Below are 13,894 nucleotides of genomic sequence, written 5' to 3' on the forward strand. Positions count from 1 at the left end.
TTCTGTTTATTGCTTTCAATTAGCTGTAATTTACAGGTGCAATGAGTACACAAAGAATACCACGTATCGCAATTTCTGTTGGTGATTTCAATGGAATTGGTCCTGAAATCATTTTAAAAAGTCTCGCTCAGAAAGACTTAGACAAGTCTACACCCATAGTAGCGTGCCCTAAGCAAGTTCTTCAGGAAGCTTCAGAGTTATTATCTACTCCCATCAACTTTCATCTAACCACTGACAGCTCCGACATAAAAGATGGCGCTATAAATATTCTGGAAATTGAAACTGATCAGCTTGAAAGCACTCCCGGTGTTCTTACAGCTCAAAGCGGTTTGGTAGCAATGAAATCCATTGAAAAATGTATTGAGCTTTGTATTTCAAACTCATCTGATGCAATGGTAACGGCCCCCATTTCGAAAGAAGCTATAAACCTGGCCGGATATAAAATTCCGGGACATACTGAATTTCTTGCAGAGCAAACTAATACAGAGTCCGTCTTAATGATGTTGGTAAGTGGAAACCTTCGAGTTGCCCTGGTAACGGCTCATACCCCTATCCGCAAGGTTGCCCAAACAATTACTGGGGAGCTAATACAAACGAAACTTGAACTTTTGGCTGATAGTTTGATTAGGGATTTTGGCATCAGTAAGCCAAAAATTGCAGTACTTGGTTTAAATCCCCATGCTGGAGATGGAGGTGTGATTGGCACTGAGGAAATTGAAACCATCTCACCCCTTCTCAAGGAAATTAAAGCCAATCGGAGTGATGTTGTGATTCATGGTCCGTACCCGGCAGATGGTTTTTTCGGGCAACAGCTTCACAACGAACATGATGCTATTTTAGCAATGTATCATGATCAGGGACTGGCTCCTTTTAAACTTCTTTCTTTTGGCAAAGGGGTGAACTTTACTGCCGGACTCCCTATCATCCGCACTTCACCGGATCATGGCACTGCTTTTGATATAGCGGGAAAAGGCGTCGCCAATCCATCCTCATTTAATGAAGCCTTTACGTTGGCTGTTGAACTTGCAAACAAACGAATTCGTGAAAACTGAACAGACAGAAATTTATTCCGTCTTGGCTCATTTATATGACACTCTCATGCAAGATGTGGATTATGAGATGTGGGCCGATTTTATCGATGAAGTCATCCAAACACACCACCCCGACCCTCTGGATGTTTTAGAGTTAGCCTGCGGAACCGGAGCCATTTCCCTGCACTTAGCTTCTTTTGATGAATACAACATCACCGCCACTGACCAATCTGCAGCTATGGTTGAGAAAGCCCGCCAGAAAGCTGCTGAACAAGAAGCCGATATCCAATTTCATACACTGGACTTTACCCGAATCGAGAGCACTCAAACCTACGATATCATATTTTCTGTTTTCGACAGTGTGAATTACCTCCATTCTAAAGAGGACATTCTAAAAATGCTGGCCGGTTGCTGGGATATTCTAAATCCGGGGGGATTGCTAATTTTCGATTTCTCAACTCCGCAAAACTCTCTTGAAGCAGTAGATTATCTCAATAATGAAGAAGGCAGCTTCCAGAATTATCGCTATTTCAGAGAAAGCCGCTACGAACCGGGCGAGAATTTTCATTTTAATGAATTCGAAATTGATAAGATGGCTAAAGACGGTAAAACCGTATTGGAGAGCTATCATGAGATTCACAAACAACGCATTTATCCTTTAAAGGAAATGCTGTCAATTTTGGAACAAACATCCTATCATCAGGTAGCCAAATATGAGGGCTTTGATTTAGTAGATGCAGACGATAACAGCACACGAGTAACGATGGTACTTAGATGTCAGAAACAGCAGTAATTGAACTTAAGAATGTAACCCTGAGATTTGACCATAACAGGGTTTTAGACGATGTAAACTTCAAGCTTCACAACGGTGAGTTTGCATACTTAATTGGTCCAACCGGGGTTGGAAAAAGCACCTTTCTGAAATTGTTATATAGAGATGTTGTACCAGATACGGGTGTTGTTCGTGTAACTGAGTATCCGGTTAACAAAATATCAGAACGTGAAGTCCCCATGCTTCGCCGGCGGCTTGGTATCGTTTTTCAGGATTTCCAACTTTTGCCCGACCGTAATGTTCACGACAATGTAGCTTTTGCCCTTCAGGTTACCGGAGAGAAGCCAAAGTTTATCAAACAAAGAGTGCTGGAAGTTTTAACAATGGTTGGCCTTAGTCACCGCAGAAAACATATGCCAAGAGACCTTTCCGGCGGGGAGCAACAACGTGTCGTTATTGCACGAGCTTTAGCAAATGAACCACGCATATTATTGGCGGATGAGCCTACGGGAAACCTTGATCCCAAAGCCACCAAAGAAATTATGGAGCTGCTGAGAAGTATTAACAACCGTGGAATGGCCGTCCTGATGGTCACTCATGATTATGCAGTTGTCAAAAAGTACCGGGCACGAACCGTTAGAATGGTTGATGGCAAGACTCAAAACTTAATCTGGAAAGGGGAAAAACTGGTTCCGGATAAATCTTAATTCGGAATGCTTCAACAACAAAAGTTCACAGAAAGAATCAGATCCCAAGCTCTTCAGTTAGGATTCGATGCCTGTGGTTTTGCCCAAGCCCAACATCTGCCTGATGAAGCCCGCCGCCTGGATGAATGGCTTACCCAAAATAAGAACGGCTCTATGAGTTGGATGGAAAATCACTTTGAAAAAAGAGTGGATCCTACCCTCCTTGTTCCCGGTTCAAAAACGGTGGTTTCTGTTTTAGCAAGCTATTATCACCCCTCTCACGACAAGCAAATTGGAGTTAAGAATGAGCCTCTGATTGCCAAGTACGCGCACGGCAGGGATTATCACAAAGTCCTTAAGAAAAAGCTGAAGAAATTATTCAATTTTACAGAAGAACTTTTGGGTGGACTTGAAGGAAGAATATTCGTCGACTCCGCTCCGGTGTTAGATAAAGTATGGGCACAGCGAGCTGGGCTTGGCTGGATTGGGAAGAATTCAAACCTGCTTAATAAAAACATCGGTTCTTTCTTTTTTATCGGGGAGATGATTATTGATGCCGAATTAAGCTACGATGCTCCCGTAACCGATCACTGCGGCTCTTGCACCAATTGTATTGATGCCTGCCCTACAGATGCCATTTACGAGCCTTATCGTGTGGATGCGACCAAATGCATCTCTTACCTAACCATCGAGCTAAAGGAAGAAATTGATAAGCAATATCAAACCAACATTGAAAACTGGATCTATGGGTGTGATATCTGTCAGGATGTTTGTCCCTGGAATAGTAAATCGGTAATCGCTCAGTTTGAGGATTTACATCCAAGAGAATATGTAGTAGATCGTGACTTAGACTTCTGGAAAAACCTTACACCCAAACAATATGATGAGACTTTTGAAGGGAGTGCAATTCGACGGGCCAAGTATGATAAGTTCAAATCCACCGTTTCAATTGTCTCCAATAACTTGCAAAATAAAAAAGCCGACTAATTAGTCGGCTTTTACAATTATTTAGAACAGTAAATCTTCTCTTAGTAACCTACCGTTGCACAAAGCACATCTTCGAAATTACTATCCCAGCATCTTCTGGAAGTAGGATCAGATTCTTCCTGAAGGTAGCCTGTCATGGCTTCATCATCCCAAAAGACTACGAAATCTTCTTGCTCTGATTCATTGGAAAGTGTAATCATGAACTCATTGTCGTTCTGAGAATATGTGTAGGTGCTTTCCAGAGTTCCGTCGGTGTAGAAATCTGACTGGGTTTCAAGATTATCATCTCCTGAACTACTCCATTCCGTTATCAGCACCGGCTCTTCTTCTCCTGAATCAGGGTCGAGGGAGTTAAAGGTCCAGCTTCCGGAATCCCCATCTTTTGCTATGCTTCCTTCGATAATCCTATAATCTGTATAAGAATTACCCTGCCCATCGTCGAAAGACCAAAGCATTTCCCAATTGATAGAATTTCCGTTTTCTTCCGCTATTAGTTTTACTGAACCGGATTGACCTTGTGCTGAAAAGCTGTACTCCCAGGTCCACTTACCGTCTTTAAAGTCTACGTCTTCAGAGTTAGCCTGTGCAAAAAACCCGGTATATCCCTGTATTAAAGTAGCAAAACTACTCAGACCTAATCCATAATAATAGGCTTCGTAATAGGTTGAATTGCTGTTTTGAGGAGTATTATTCTGAAAATAGGAAATATCTGGTTCTGCGGTCTGAAACTCAGGTAACTGCGGTGGATCTTCATTTGAAGAGGCCGGATCATCACTACATGAAATAGTGACTAGCGATATGATTAATATTCCTGATAATAATTTAATGATTCTTGATTGCTTCATCTCTCTGCATTTAATGTTTATGTTTAATTTTTCATCTAATGCGTAAAAACTATCAAAATCCGGTCAAAAAACTTTTAAAACTTATCTCTTTTATCAATTAAAGCTTTGTAGAGCAGCTCTCTTGCCCGAAAAATATGAGCTTTCACAGTACCCAATGGAAGATCTAAAACGTCCGCAATTTCCTGATATGACTTTTCTTCCATATGCCGCATTTCAATCACAGCTTTATATTTCTCCGGAAGATTTTCAATGGCATGCTGAACAATAGCCTTCCTCTCCTTTTTGATGACCGGACTGTCGGTTGAAAAGCTTTCATCCGGCAGCTGAATTTCCATATCCCCGTCTTTGGTTTTATATGGTTCGTTGATAGAAAGCGTCTTCAGTTTCTTCTTGCGGAGATAATCGATCGTGTGGTTTGTAGCGATTCTATACAGCCAGGTTGAGAATGCATATTCATTGCTGTAGGAAGACAAATTATGAAAAGCTTTCATAAAGACTTCCTGTACCAAGTCTTCAACCAGTTCTACTTCCTTAATCATTTTCCTAATATGGAAGTACAGTGGTTTCTGATACTTATCGACTAATTTCTTGTACGATTTTTCCTTTCCGGCTAATGCCTCCGTCACAAATTTGTCGTCTTCGAGACTACTTGCGGACGCATTTTCGCGCGGTGAATTATTTTTAATTTCAGACTTTTCTTCAGACATATCGAATATTATTCAGCCCTTAAAATACAAAGCCTGAGACAAATGAAAATATCTTTTTTGACCCTTTTTTGTTCTCTATCCCGCATATACTGATGAAGACCATCTTTTTTGAGTAAAACAACCATCATAAAAATCAATCCTATGAAAAAAATCATCTTATTAATAACGGCTATACTTATTTCATTGTCTTTGACAAATTACACCTATGCACAAGAAACCGAGAATTCTTACGGAGGAATTCAAGTAGGTGCTGGACTTATGTTTGGTACTGAAGTTGAACAACCGGGTTTACGACTAGATGGCTCCTATCAAATCAATGAAGATATTAGAGTCACCACAGATTTAGGCCTATACTTGCCTGACAAACAAACTTTTAACTTTTTTGGGAGTTCTACTACGGTTACGTCAAACTTTTTAGAGTTTAATGTAAATGGAAACTATTTCTACTATAAAGATTCAGAAAAAGGGTTAATGGCTTATGCTCTAGCTGGGTTAAATATTGCCCGTGTGAGTGTTGACGGCGGAGGGAACAACACCTCTGACAGTGAAGTGGGAATTAATATTGGTACTGGTGGAGAGTATGCTCTCGACTTTGCTAAGCTATTCGCAGAGATAAAGTATGATATCGGTGGATTCGAACAACTGAATATTGGTTTTGGGCTTCGCTTTGCTGTCGGTGAATAAAGTGGATTCCTGAATTAGGAACTAAGCATCATTTCTAAAGAGATGGTGCTTTTTTTATAGGGTAATAATAGCTCCGTGGCGAATTCCACCCGTTGACACTACAATTTCTTTTAGCTGAAATTGATTAATGAATCCTTCCAGGATAAGCATGCCGGCTAGGAATATATCTTCTCTCCCCTGCAAGTACACAGGATTTCGAGCCAACATTTCCTGGTGAGTATGTTTTTTAAATTCATCAATAAAACTATTCACGTGATCCGGCAGCAATGTATATCCATTTAATTTTTCCGGTTGATACGTTGTGAGATCTAAAACCATTGCTGCTAATGTAGTAACCGTTCCTGCAACACCAACTGCTTTACAGTCTGCTCCGGTTTCAAACAACCGGCTTTCGAAAAACTCCTTAACTTGTTCACGGCATTCCGAGATTTCTAAAGCAGATGGAGGATTATCGGACATAAAACGTTCTGTAAAACGAACAGAGCCCATATCAAAAGAATGACCGTCTATAACTTTTCCATCCTTAAACTGGGCTACTTCAGTACTCCCTCCGCCAATATCCAAAATCAGCGTTTCTTGATTCTCAATATCCGGCAAAACAGATAAGGCTCCGGCTGCGGTACATTCGGCTTCTTCTTTTCCCGAAAGGAGTCGTACTTCAAAACCTGTGGCTTCCTTTATCTCGGCAATGAAGTCGTCTCTGTTGTTTGCATCACGCACAGCACTTGTAGCTGTTACTATAACTTCTTCAACCTTTGGGAAGTCGGCATCTAATATTTTTTTATAGGCCGAAAGTGCATCAATGACACGGTCAGTTGCAGCTTGATTAATATTCTTATCCGCATCAACACCTTTGCCTAGCCGGGGAATTCGGTGTTCTTCATGAACATTCTTGATCACCCCGTTCTCGTATTCAGCAACCAGGAGTAAAACCGTATTTGTACCTATATCGATGGCTGCTTTCATGATTCAAATAGTATTGCAATCCATTCTTTGTGTTGATGGGTGCCTTTATGATTTAACTTCTGCAGGGAATCCTGTTTTAATATAACAGGCTCATCTTCCTCAAGGAGTCCTGATAGTAGTAGCTTTCCGCCTTCGTTAAGAAATGTCAGGAGAACCGGAACTAAATCAATCAATGCATTTCGATTGATGTTAGCTAAAATCACATCGTACTTCTCTCCTTCCGGAATGACTTCTGTTGAGCCAAGTTTCACATCAAAATTCTCAACTTCATTCAACAGAATATTTTCATGAGCATTGGTTTCGCTCCACTCATCAATATCAAAACCAAAAGCTGATTTAGCTCCCAATTTCAAAGCTGCAATAGCAAGAATACCTGTCCCCGTTCCGGCATCCAGTACCTTATCTCCTTCCTCAATAACTTCAGGAAGCCATTCTAGCATAACCCTTGTTGTGGCATGATAACCGGTTCCAAAAGCCATTTTGGGATCAATCATCAATTCGATTTTGTCTGCTGTATCCGGGATGGAAGCTGACCAAGTTGGGTGAATGTAAAATTCACCGATTATTTGAGGCTGTATAGTTTTCTCCCACGTCTCATTCCAATTCTGATCGGGAATGATCTTCTCACTTAAGACGGAGGATTCACCGCCAAACTTCATCAACATTTTCTCAATGTCTTCCCTCTTGGTATCATCAAATCGTTGGGTAGGGATAGTGGCTACCAACAGATCATCTTCCTGCTCAAAACCTTCAAAATCAAGATCAAACAGCTCGGCAATCAGCAGTTCATGAAAATCATCCTTAAGGGATATTCGAAGCTCAACATATTCCATTATAATCGATTATAAATGAGTTCAGCCACAACATCGCCAACAGCTTGCATAGTTTCCCGGCTGATTATATCCATATTATCGCCGTGAGTATGCCAGTGGGGTGCAAATGCCGTGCCTCCACGCTCAGTGCGACTATGGTTTATGATATTAATAATGGGAATTTTGGCTTGTTCATTCACAATAACATGGTCGTCTGAAACTGCGGCTCCCTGTTCATTTAAAAAGTAATTATCATAACCTTTCTCTTCTGCAATATTCCAAACTTCATCCACTAGGTTCGGGGCATATCGAACAGAGTATTGTTCTTTGGGAAATTTAGCCCCTTCTGCGCCAACCATATCAAGCAAAATCCCAAAACGCGGACTGTAGCCGGGTACCGGAGGATTGTTAGACCAATACCGAGATCCTAAAAAGTATTTCTCTAAGCTTCCCGACTCGCCATAGTCCTCCCCATCAAACAAAACAATGTCAACACCAATTGGTGGTGGGTTGTCACGAAACATTCTTGCCAATTCTAATAAAACAGCTACTCCGCTACCTCCATCATCAGCGCCAAGAATACCTTCATCTTTTCGGGTTGAATCCATATCAGCCCGAGGACGGCTATCCCAATGTGCACTTAGCATGATCCGGTCAGGAGAAGTCAGATTAAATGCTGCAATTACATTTCCAAGCTCCAGATCTTCATCATAACCTTCTGCATTAAATTCCTGAACAAAAACAGCATTATTTCCTGCATAGCTCTGCAACTTTTCCTTAAAAAAGTTCATCGCTTCTTTATGGGCTTCAGAATTAGGAACACGGGGCCCAAAATCTACTTGCTGCTGTACAAAGTGATAAGCTGAGTCAGAATTAAAACTCGGAACCTCTCTTCCCTTTTCTGAAAACTTAAGTCCGGGGTTATCTGAATTTGAACATCCAAAAAAGAGAAAAAGCAGAGCAACTAAAAACCATTTATTCATTTCGATATACCATAGTGGCTGAGGATTGAGCAACAGGATAAATAATTGTATCCATAATATTCACGTGGGCAGGCCGGTTTGCAACGAACACAATAATTTCGGCGATATCCTGGGCTACGAGGGGATCAAGACCTTTATAAACACTTGCCGCCTTTTCCTTATCCCCATCAAACCGGACTTCACTGAATTCAGTTTCTACCAAACCCGGGGAAACCATACTTACACGAACATTCGTGCCATGGAGGTCTTTCTTGGTTGATTCGGTAACCGCCTTCACCGCATGTTTTGTTGCTGAGTAAACAACTCCCCCTGCATAAGATTCATGTCCCGCTGTTGAGCCAATATTAATGATATGCCCGGTATTACGCTCTTTCATTTGCGGAATAATCAAACGAGACAGATACAACAATCCTTTCACATTGGTATCAATCATGGTGTTCCAGTCATCTAGGTCGGCGTCAAATACCGGATCAGTACCTTTTGCTAGTCCTGCATTATTTATCAAGATATCTACAGATCCGGATAATGACTCCACAAAATCTTCGCAAGCTGTAGGATCTTGTACATCAAAGGAAGCAATCTGAACATTTACAGAGTACGCTGCTTCAAATTCTTTCTTAATCTCTTGAAGACGATTCTCTCTGCGTCCTGTCAGGGCCAAGTGCACGCCCTGTTCAGCAAGCAACTCAGCTGTTTTGTAACCGATTCCTGCTGTAGCTCCTGTTACAATTGCCGTTTTGCCTTTAAGCCTGTTCATAAAGAATAAAATTTATTCGGATTGAAGTTCTACCAACCGGGCTGCATTCAGAATTTTAGCTTCCTGAAAGCTATCTCCCATAAATTGAATTCCATATGGAAGTCCGTTGCTATGGGTGCCCGCAGGTACGCTAATGCCACAAATCCCAGCAAGATTTGCCGTAATTGTATAAACATCGTTCAGATACATTTGAACCGGATCATCAACCTTGGCTCCAATATCAAAAGCCGTTGTGGGTGCAGTTGGGGTAACTACCACGTCCACTTCTTTAAAGGCTTCTTTATAATCATTTTGAATGAGGCGGCGAACTTTCTGTGCTTTGCCATAGTAGGCGTCATAATACCCGGCACTCAATACATAAGTCCCTAACATAATCCGCCGTTTTACTTCGGTTCCAAATCCTTCAGTACGAGACTTCTTATAGAGACGTACTAAAGGGGAATCCAGCTTAGCCAATTTCTGCTGAAGTTCGATTTTCTCTTCGCCTTCCGCTATTTCAAAAGCCTCTTTAAGTGCTTTTTCTTCTTTCTTCAGGCCGTCAAGCATTTCATCTTTATCAGCACGGTGGCCATAACGGATACCGTCAAACCGAGCTAAATTACTGGATGCCTCTGCTGTAGCAAGAATATAGTAAGTAGCAATTCCGTACTTGGTATGTGGTAAGTGAATCGGAACCAGTTCCGCTCCATCAGCTTCCAGTTTGTTTAAGACATTCTCGATACCCTCTTTAATTTCAGCATCAAGTCCTTCACCAAAAAACTCTTCAGGAACGCCAATCTTAATTTTCTTATCGGGATTTTGAACTGCGGCTATATAATCATCCTTTTCGCGATGTGAAGAAGTGTTATCACGCTCATCAAATCCTGCAATCACGTCAAGCACCCTTGCAGCATCTTCGGCTGAGTGAGCAAGTGGTCCAATACAGTCAAATGAAGATGCATATGCTACCAAACCATAGCGAGAAACTCGTCCGTATGTTGGTTTCAATCCCACAACACCGCAGTAAGAAGCCGGCTGGCGAATGGAGCCTCCGGTATCAGAGCCGAGTGTAGTCATAGCCATTCCTGAAGCCACAGCGGCAGCACTTCCTCCTGAAGAACCACCGGGCACTTTACTAGTGTTTCGTGGATTCTTCACCGGACCAAAATTGCTGTACTCATTGGTTGAGCCCATGGCAAATTCATCCATGTTAAGACGGCCAATTAGGATGGCATCTTCGGAGTGAAGTCGTTCGATAACCGTGGCATCATACACACTTTCAAAGTTCTCAAGTATCTTTGACGCACAAGTTACCTTCTTCCCTCGCTCAGAAATTACATCTTTTATACCCATAACCACACCGGCAAGCTTCCCGGCGGTGCCATTATCGATCTTTTTTTGGATCTCCTCGGCACGGGTTAAAGACGCTTCAAAATCGGTAGCTACGAAAGCATTTATCTCCGAATTTTGGACTTCAATTTCTTTGATATACTGTTCTACAATTTCGCGAAGTTTTAGTTCTCCTGATAAGACTTTTTCTCGAGTCTCTGAAATAGTCATGTAATCCAATTTATTGATTTACTTACTTTTAGATGAGGTTTCTTCGTGATTGGCAGCATCGTTGATGTCACGAGAACTGTCTTCAATTTCTTTCTTAATATCTTTGGAAGCCTGGCGGAATTCTTTAATACCTTGCCCTAATCCACGAGCCAGTTCGGGAATTCTTTTTGCACCGAATAATACAAGTATTACGATAGCAATTATGAGAATTTCAGGGGCGCCTAAACTATTAAACATAAAATAATCCTCTTAGGATTTAGTTGATGTATTTGTGCGAAGATAACAATATTTTCGGCACGAATTTGGAACAAAAATTTTATTTATTCACTTGTGTTTGTTCAACACATTCGTTTATTACACTCATTCATTTTAAAATAATTACTTAACTATGATTTGGACCGTTGAATTAGCCGCAGCTTTAGATGATGCCCCATTCCCGGCTACCCGGGAGGAACTTATTGAATGGGCAGAGCGCAATGGCCTGCCTACTCAGGTTATTGTGAACCTTGAAGAACTTGAAGAAATTGAACAAGGCGAAGAACCTACTTACGAAGGAATTGAAGATATCTGGCCGGATTATATCCGAAAAGAGGATTTCTTCCATAATGAGGAAGATGAAGGTTTTGACTACGACGACGTATAATCTATAAACCATCAGCAGAGGCCCGGTTGTTTCAGAATAAGGAATGGCCGCTTTTCTGTATTATCTTGTTTGAAAATATCTATAGCCTACTTAAAGTCACCTTTTTACTATGTGCTTTTACATGGGTGGGAATTATTTACCCAACCGATATTTATGCACAGCAGACTTCTGACAATTCAAACACGGAAGATGTAGTTCGACGCATTCGCTTTTCCGGCAATGCCAATGTTAAGGATCGAACACTCACGACCTTAGTAAGAACACGAACGAATAGGGAATTATTAGGGATCCCCCGCTTCACTCCCTGGTACTACATGTGGAATATCTCCAACGGTCGATTTGGGGAAGAACCCACTTACCTCAATAAACAAACCGTGGCTAACGATATGGAGCGCATTGCACTTTATTATGAATCGTTGGGTTTTCTGGATGTACAGGTAGACACCACTATTGTAGAATACCGTACCGATAAGATTGAAGTATCTTTTATCATTGATGAGGGTGATGCTTATACCATAAACACTATTTCCTACAAAGGAATGCCTGACTTCAGAAACCCTCAAAAGAAAATTAATTTTCTCGAGGAGAGCATTCTTACCAGAGGAAGAATCAATGACACGACCTATACCGTAAATCGTCAGTATAATTCTCAAGAATTAAGTAACGAACAACAGCGAATAATTACTTTTTTAAAGAATAATGGATATGCTTCTGTTCAAAGAGATTCAGTAATTGCCTTAGTAAAAACGGACTCCTCAGCCGCTAATGCATTAGACATCCGGTATCGGGTAACTCCAGGCGATATTTATAGGTTTGGAGATATTAGGGTTCAGCTAAGTGATGAAGAGCCTCCAGTAAATTTCACACAGCGTGATACCCTTTCCGGAAAACCCTTTACCACAGATTCTTCCAATTCCATTTACTTGGCTAAAGAACCTGGAACGCAGTCTACCTTCAATCTGCTATCGAGCCAGCTGCTTTTCAAACCGGGGTCTGTCTATAATCACTCCTTGTATTTAGAAACTATTAACGAGTTTCAGAACCTTGGAATGCTTTATATACAACGATTTGGGCAAAATGAGAATCAGGCAATTGCCGATTATTCCAGAGAAGAAATTCCTGTTTATTTTGATCTTCAAACGCTGACCAAACATAGTATATCCACTGAACTATTTGGGATGAAGAGGTATGGCTATGGTACCGGTTTTGGTGTTGACTACAACAATAATAACGTGTTCGGAAATGCAGAGAATCTCGTTATTGGAGCCAATGCAAGCTTTGAGTTTGTGAGTCCGGCCGTTCTGGAAGAAATTGATACGACCGCAACTCAATCCTCCGTATTCAGAAGCTACGAGTTGCGAACTGAGTATTCGGTGCCACGGCTTAACTTCCCCTTCCGATCTCTTGACAACCGCCCGGGCTTTACCAGTGGTGTTACGAGATACTTGTTATCATACAGCAGATCTGATCAACTACTTTTCGATATTAACTCTGACGTTGGATTTAATATGCGGTATGAAGTTAATCACACCCAGAAATTTTCAAGTTTCCTTGATTTGATTGAGCTGGATCTGGTTGATACAAACCCCTCAGATTCCTACATCCGAAATCTTAGAAATGAGTTTGGAACCGATACCCTGCAAGACGGGACTATTGTAGACGCATTTGAGCTTCAACGAATTTTGGAGGACTTCAATCCTCAGGTCTCCTCTATTGTTCGTTACACATTCCGTAGCCAGAATACAGACCTCATCAAGCGCAATAGAGGCTATTTCAGTGAGTACTCCTTCTCCATTGGCGGGAACATTCCCTATGCCATTGATAACTATTTATCAACTCCTGATACTCTGGAAGGAAATCTACCTTCTCTGTTTGGACTCAGTGAAAACAACCTTAGCTACAGTCGATTTATTAAACTTTCGGCCGATTATCGCAGATACTATCCTATTTCAAATTCTGGTGTTTTTGCGTGGAGGTTATTTGGCGGATTTGCTCAACCTTATGGGGGCTCCACTTCAATTCCACTTAACCGAAGGTTTTTTGCCGGAGGAAGTAATGACATTCGTGGCTGGGCTCCTTTTCAGTTAGGTCCGGGTGATATTTCCACAGACAATGTTAACATACCCGGTGGTGAAATTAAACTCGCAGCTTTTACTGAAATCAGGCAAACTTTTATTCGGGATTTTTTAGGAGCTAACTGGATGGCTGCCTTATATATGGACGCCGGAAATGTTTGGTATGGTCCTGAAAATGATTTCCGTGACCAAAACAATCAGGATAGGCTGGAAAGAGGACGTTTTCGTTTTGATAATTTTTATAACCAAGTTGCTGTGGGCAGCGGACCCGGCCTCCGATTAGATTGGGAATATGTGGTAGTTCGGTTTGATTTTACCTTCCGCCTGCACGACCTTCAAGCTGGTTGGTTAAATAATAAGCAACTATATTTCAGCTTTGGTATTGGTCACTCCTTTTAACCTTAATT

Annotated in this window: 15 protein-coding genes; 7 read left to right on the forward strand and 8 right to left on the reverse strand. The window is 41.4% G+C overall.

Annotation, left to right across the window (positions count from 1 at the left end):
- Positions 1-41 precede the first annotated feature (41 nt).
- The 4 genes from pdxA to queG are packed head-to-tail and all read left to right on the forward strand — an operon-like array spanning position 42 to position 3,476.
- The gene (gene pdxA, locus CL667_02550; GenBank protein ID MAL16566.1) at positions 42-1,052 is read left to right on the forward strand and encodes a 4-hydroxythreonine-4-phosphate dehydrogenase PdxA; all 1,011 of its coding nucleotides are present in this window, start codon (positions 42-44) and stop codon (positions 1,050-1,052) included.
- Positions 1,042-1,824 carry an SAM-dependent methyltransferase gene (locus tag CL667_02555; protein ID MAL16567.1) on the forward strand — a complete coding sequence of 261 codons (783 nt, stop codon included), beginning with the start codon at positions 1,042-1,044 and terminating at the stop codon, positions 1,822-1,824. The genes pdxA and CL667_02555 overlap by 11 nt, the downstream gene beginning before the upstream one ends.
- A complete protein-coding gene (gene ftsE, locus CL667_02560; protein ID MAL16568.1) occupies positions 1,806-2,510 on the forward strand; it encodes a cell division ATP-binding protein FtsE in 705 nt (234 codons plus the stop codon). The genes CL667_02555 and ftsE overlap by 19 nt, the downstream gene beginning before the upstream one ends.
- Before the next feature lie 6 nt (positions 2,511-2,516).
- Complete coding sequence (gene queG, locus CL667_02565; protein ID MAL16569.1) at positions 2,517-3,476, forward strand: tRNA epoxyqueuosine(34) reductase QueG; 960 nt, start codon at positions 2,517-2,519, stop codon at positions 3,474-3,476.
- A gap of 41 nt (positions 3,477-3,517) precedes the next feature.
- On the opposite strand, the gene CL667_02570 is transcribed toward queG, so the two are convergent.
- Together CL667_02570 and CL667_02575 are read right to left on the reverse strand one after the other, a co-directional pair.
- Positions 3,518-4,321 carry a hypothetical protein gene (locus tag CL667_02570; GenBank protein ID MAL16570.1) on the reverse strand — a complete coding sequence of 268 codons (804 nt, stop codon included), beginning with the start codon at positions 4,319-4,321 and terminating at the stop codon, positions 3,518-3,520.
- Between the two features lie 74 nt (positions 4,322-4,395).
- On the reverse strand, positions 4,396-5,028 hold the full coding sequence (locus CL667_02575; GenBank protein MAL16571.1) for an RNA polymerase subunit sigma-24: 633 nt from the start codon (positions 5,026-5,028) through the stop codon (positions 4,396-4,398).
- 141 nt (positions 5,029-5,169) lie between these two features.
- On the opposite strand from CL667_02575, the gene CL667_02580 reads away from it, so the two are divergent.
- On the forward strand, positions 5,170-5,712 hold the full coding sequence (locus CL667_02580) for a hypothetical protein (GenBank protein ID MAL16572.1): 543 nt from the start codon (positions 5,170-5,172) through the stop codon (positions 5,710-5,712).
- A 54-nt stretch (positions 5,713-5,766) separates the two neighbouring features.
- On the opposite strand, the gene CL667_02585 is transcribed toward CL667_02580, so the two are convergent.
- The 6 genes from CL667_02585 to CL667_02610 are packed head-to-tail and all read right to left on the reverse strand — an operon-like array spanning position 5,767 to position 11,006.
- Positions 5,767-6,678 (reverse strand): hypothetical protein, encoded by a 912-nt coding sequence (locus CL667_02585; protein ID MAL16573.1) that lies wholly within the window; start codon positions 6,676-6,678, stop codon positions 5,767-5,769.
- The gene (locus CL667_02590; protein MAL16574.1) at positions 6,675-7,511 is read right to left on the reverse strand and encodes a 50S ribosomal protein L11 methyltransferase; all 837 of its coding nucleotides are present in this window, start codon (positions 7,509-7,511) and stop codon (positions 6,675-6,677) included. Before CL667_02590 ends, CL667_02585 begins: the two co-directional genes overlap by 4 nt.
- Positions 7,511-8,473: a hypothetical protein gene (locus CL667_02595; GenBank protein MAL16575.1), complete on the reverse strand. Its 963-nt coding sequence runs from the start codon at positions 8,471-8,473 to the stop codon at positions 7,511-7,513. The genes CL667_02590 and CL667_02595 overlap by 1 nt, the downstream gene beginning before the upstream one ends.
- A complete protein-coding gene (locus tag CL667_02600) occupies positions 8,466-9,230 on the reverse strand; it encodes an NAD(P)-dependent oxidoreductase (protein MAL16576.1) in 765 nt (254 codons plus the stop codon). The genes CL667_02595 and CL667_02600 overlap by 8 nt, the downstream gene beginning before the upstream one ends.
- Positions 9,231-9,242: 12 nt before the next feature.
- Positions 9,243-10,778, reverse strand: a complete 1,536-nt coding sequence (locus CL667_02605) for an Asp-tRNA(Asn)/Glu-tRNA(Gln) amidotransferase GatCAB subunit A (protein ID MAL16577.1) — start codon at positions 10,776-10,778, stop codon at positions 9,243-9,245.
- 9 nt (positions 10,779-10,787) lie between these two features.
- Positions 10,788-11,006 carry a twin-arginine translocase TatA/TatE family subunit gene (locus CL667_02610; protein ID MAL16578.1) on the reverse strand — a complete coding sequence of 73 codons (219 nt, stop codon included), beginning with the start codon at positions 11,004-11,006 and terminating at the stop codon, positions 10,788-10,790.
- A 151-nt stretch (positions 11,007-11,157) separates the two neighbouring features.
- Between CL667_02610 and CL667_02615 the strand changes: the two genes are divergently transcribed.
- Both CL667_02615 and CL667_02620 read left to right on the forward strand, forming a co-directional pair.
- Positions 11,158-11,412, forward strand: coding sequence for a hypothetical protein (locus CL667_02615; GenBank protein ID MAL16579.1), 255 nt, complete (start codon positions 11,158-11,160; stop codon positions 11,410-11,412).
- A 131-nt stretch (positions 11,413-11,543) separates the two neighbouring features.
- Positions 11,544-13,886, forward strand: coding sequence for an outer membrane protein assembly factor (locus CL667_02620; protein ID MAL16580.1), 2,343 nt, complete (start codon positions 11,544-11,546; stop codon positions 13,884-13,886).
- Positions 13,887-13,894: the final 8 nt, after the last annotated feature.

It is taken from the genome of Balneola sp., assembly GCA_002694685.1.
In the GTDB taxonomy this organism is placed as follows: Bacteria; Bacteroidota; Rhodothermia; order Balneolales; family Balneolaceae; genus Gracilimonas.

Bases quoted from the DNA above. Each gene is read 5' to 3' on its own strand.
- CL667_02590 (MAL16574.1), bottom strand. From the start codon at position 7,511: ATGGAATATGTTGAGCTTCGAATATCCCTTAAGGATGATTTTCATGAA.
- queG (MAL16569.1), top strand. From the start codon at position 2,517: ATGCTTCAACAACAAAAGTTCACAGAAAGAATCAGATCCCAAGCTCTT.
- ftsE (MAL16568.1), top strand. From the start codon at position 1,806: ATGTCAGAAACAGCAGTAATTGAACTTAAGAATGTAACCCTGAGATTT.
- pdxA (MAL16566.1), top strand. From the start codon at position 42: ATGAGTACACAAAGAATACCACGTATCGCAATTTCTGTTGGTGATTTC.
- CL667_02580 (MAL16572.1), top strand. From the start codon at position 5,170: ATGAAAAAAATCATCTTATTAATAACGGCTATACTTATTTCATTGTCT.
- CL667_02595 (MAL16575.1), bottom strand. From the start codon at position 8,473: ATGAATAAATGGTTTTTAGTTGCTCTGCTTTTTCTCTTTTTTGGATGT.
- CL667_02585 (MAL16573.1), bottom strand. From the start codon at position 6,678: ATGAAAGCAGCCATCGATATAGGTACAAATACGGTTTTACTCCTGGTT.
- CL667_02615 (MAL16579.1), top strand. From the start codon at position 11,158: ATGATTTGGACCGTTGAATTAGCCGCAGCTTTAGATGATGCCCCATTC.
- CL667_02610 (MAL16578.1), bottom strand. From the start codon at position 11,006: ATGTTTAATAGTTTAGGCGCCCCTGAAATTCTCATAATTGCTATCGTA.
- CL667_02575 (MAL16571.1), bottom strand. From the start codon at position 5,028: ATGTCTGAAGAAAAGTCTGAAATTAAAAATAATTCACCGCGCGAAAAT.
- CL667_02570 (MAL16570.1), bottom strand. From the start codon at position 4,321: ATGAAGCAATCAAGAATCATTAAATTATTATCAGGAATATTAATCATA.
- CL667_02600 (MAL16576.1), bottom strand. From the start codon at position 9,230: ATGAACAGGCTTAAAGGCAAAACGGCAATTGTAACAGGAGCTACAGCA.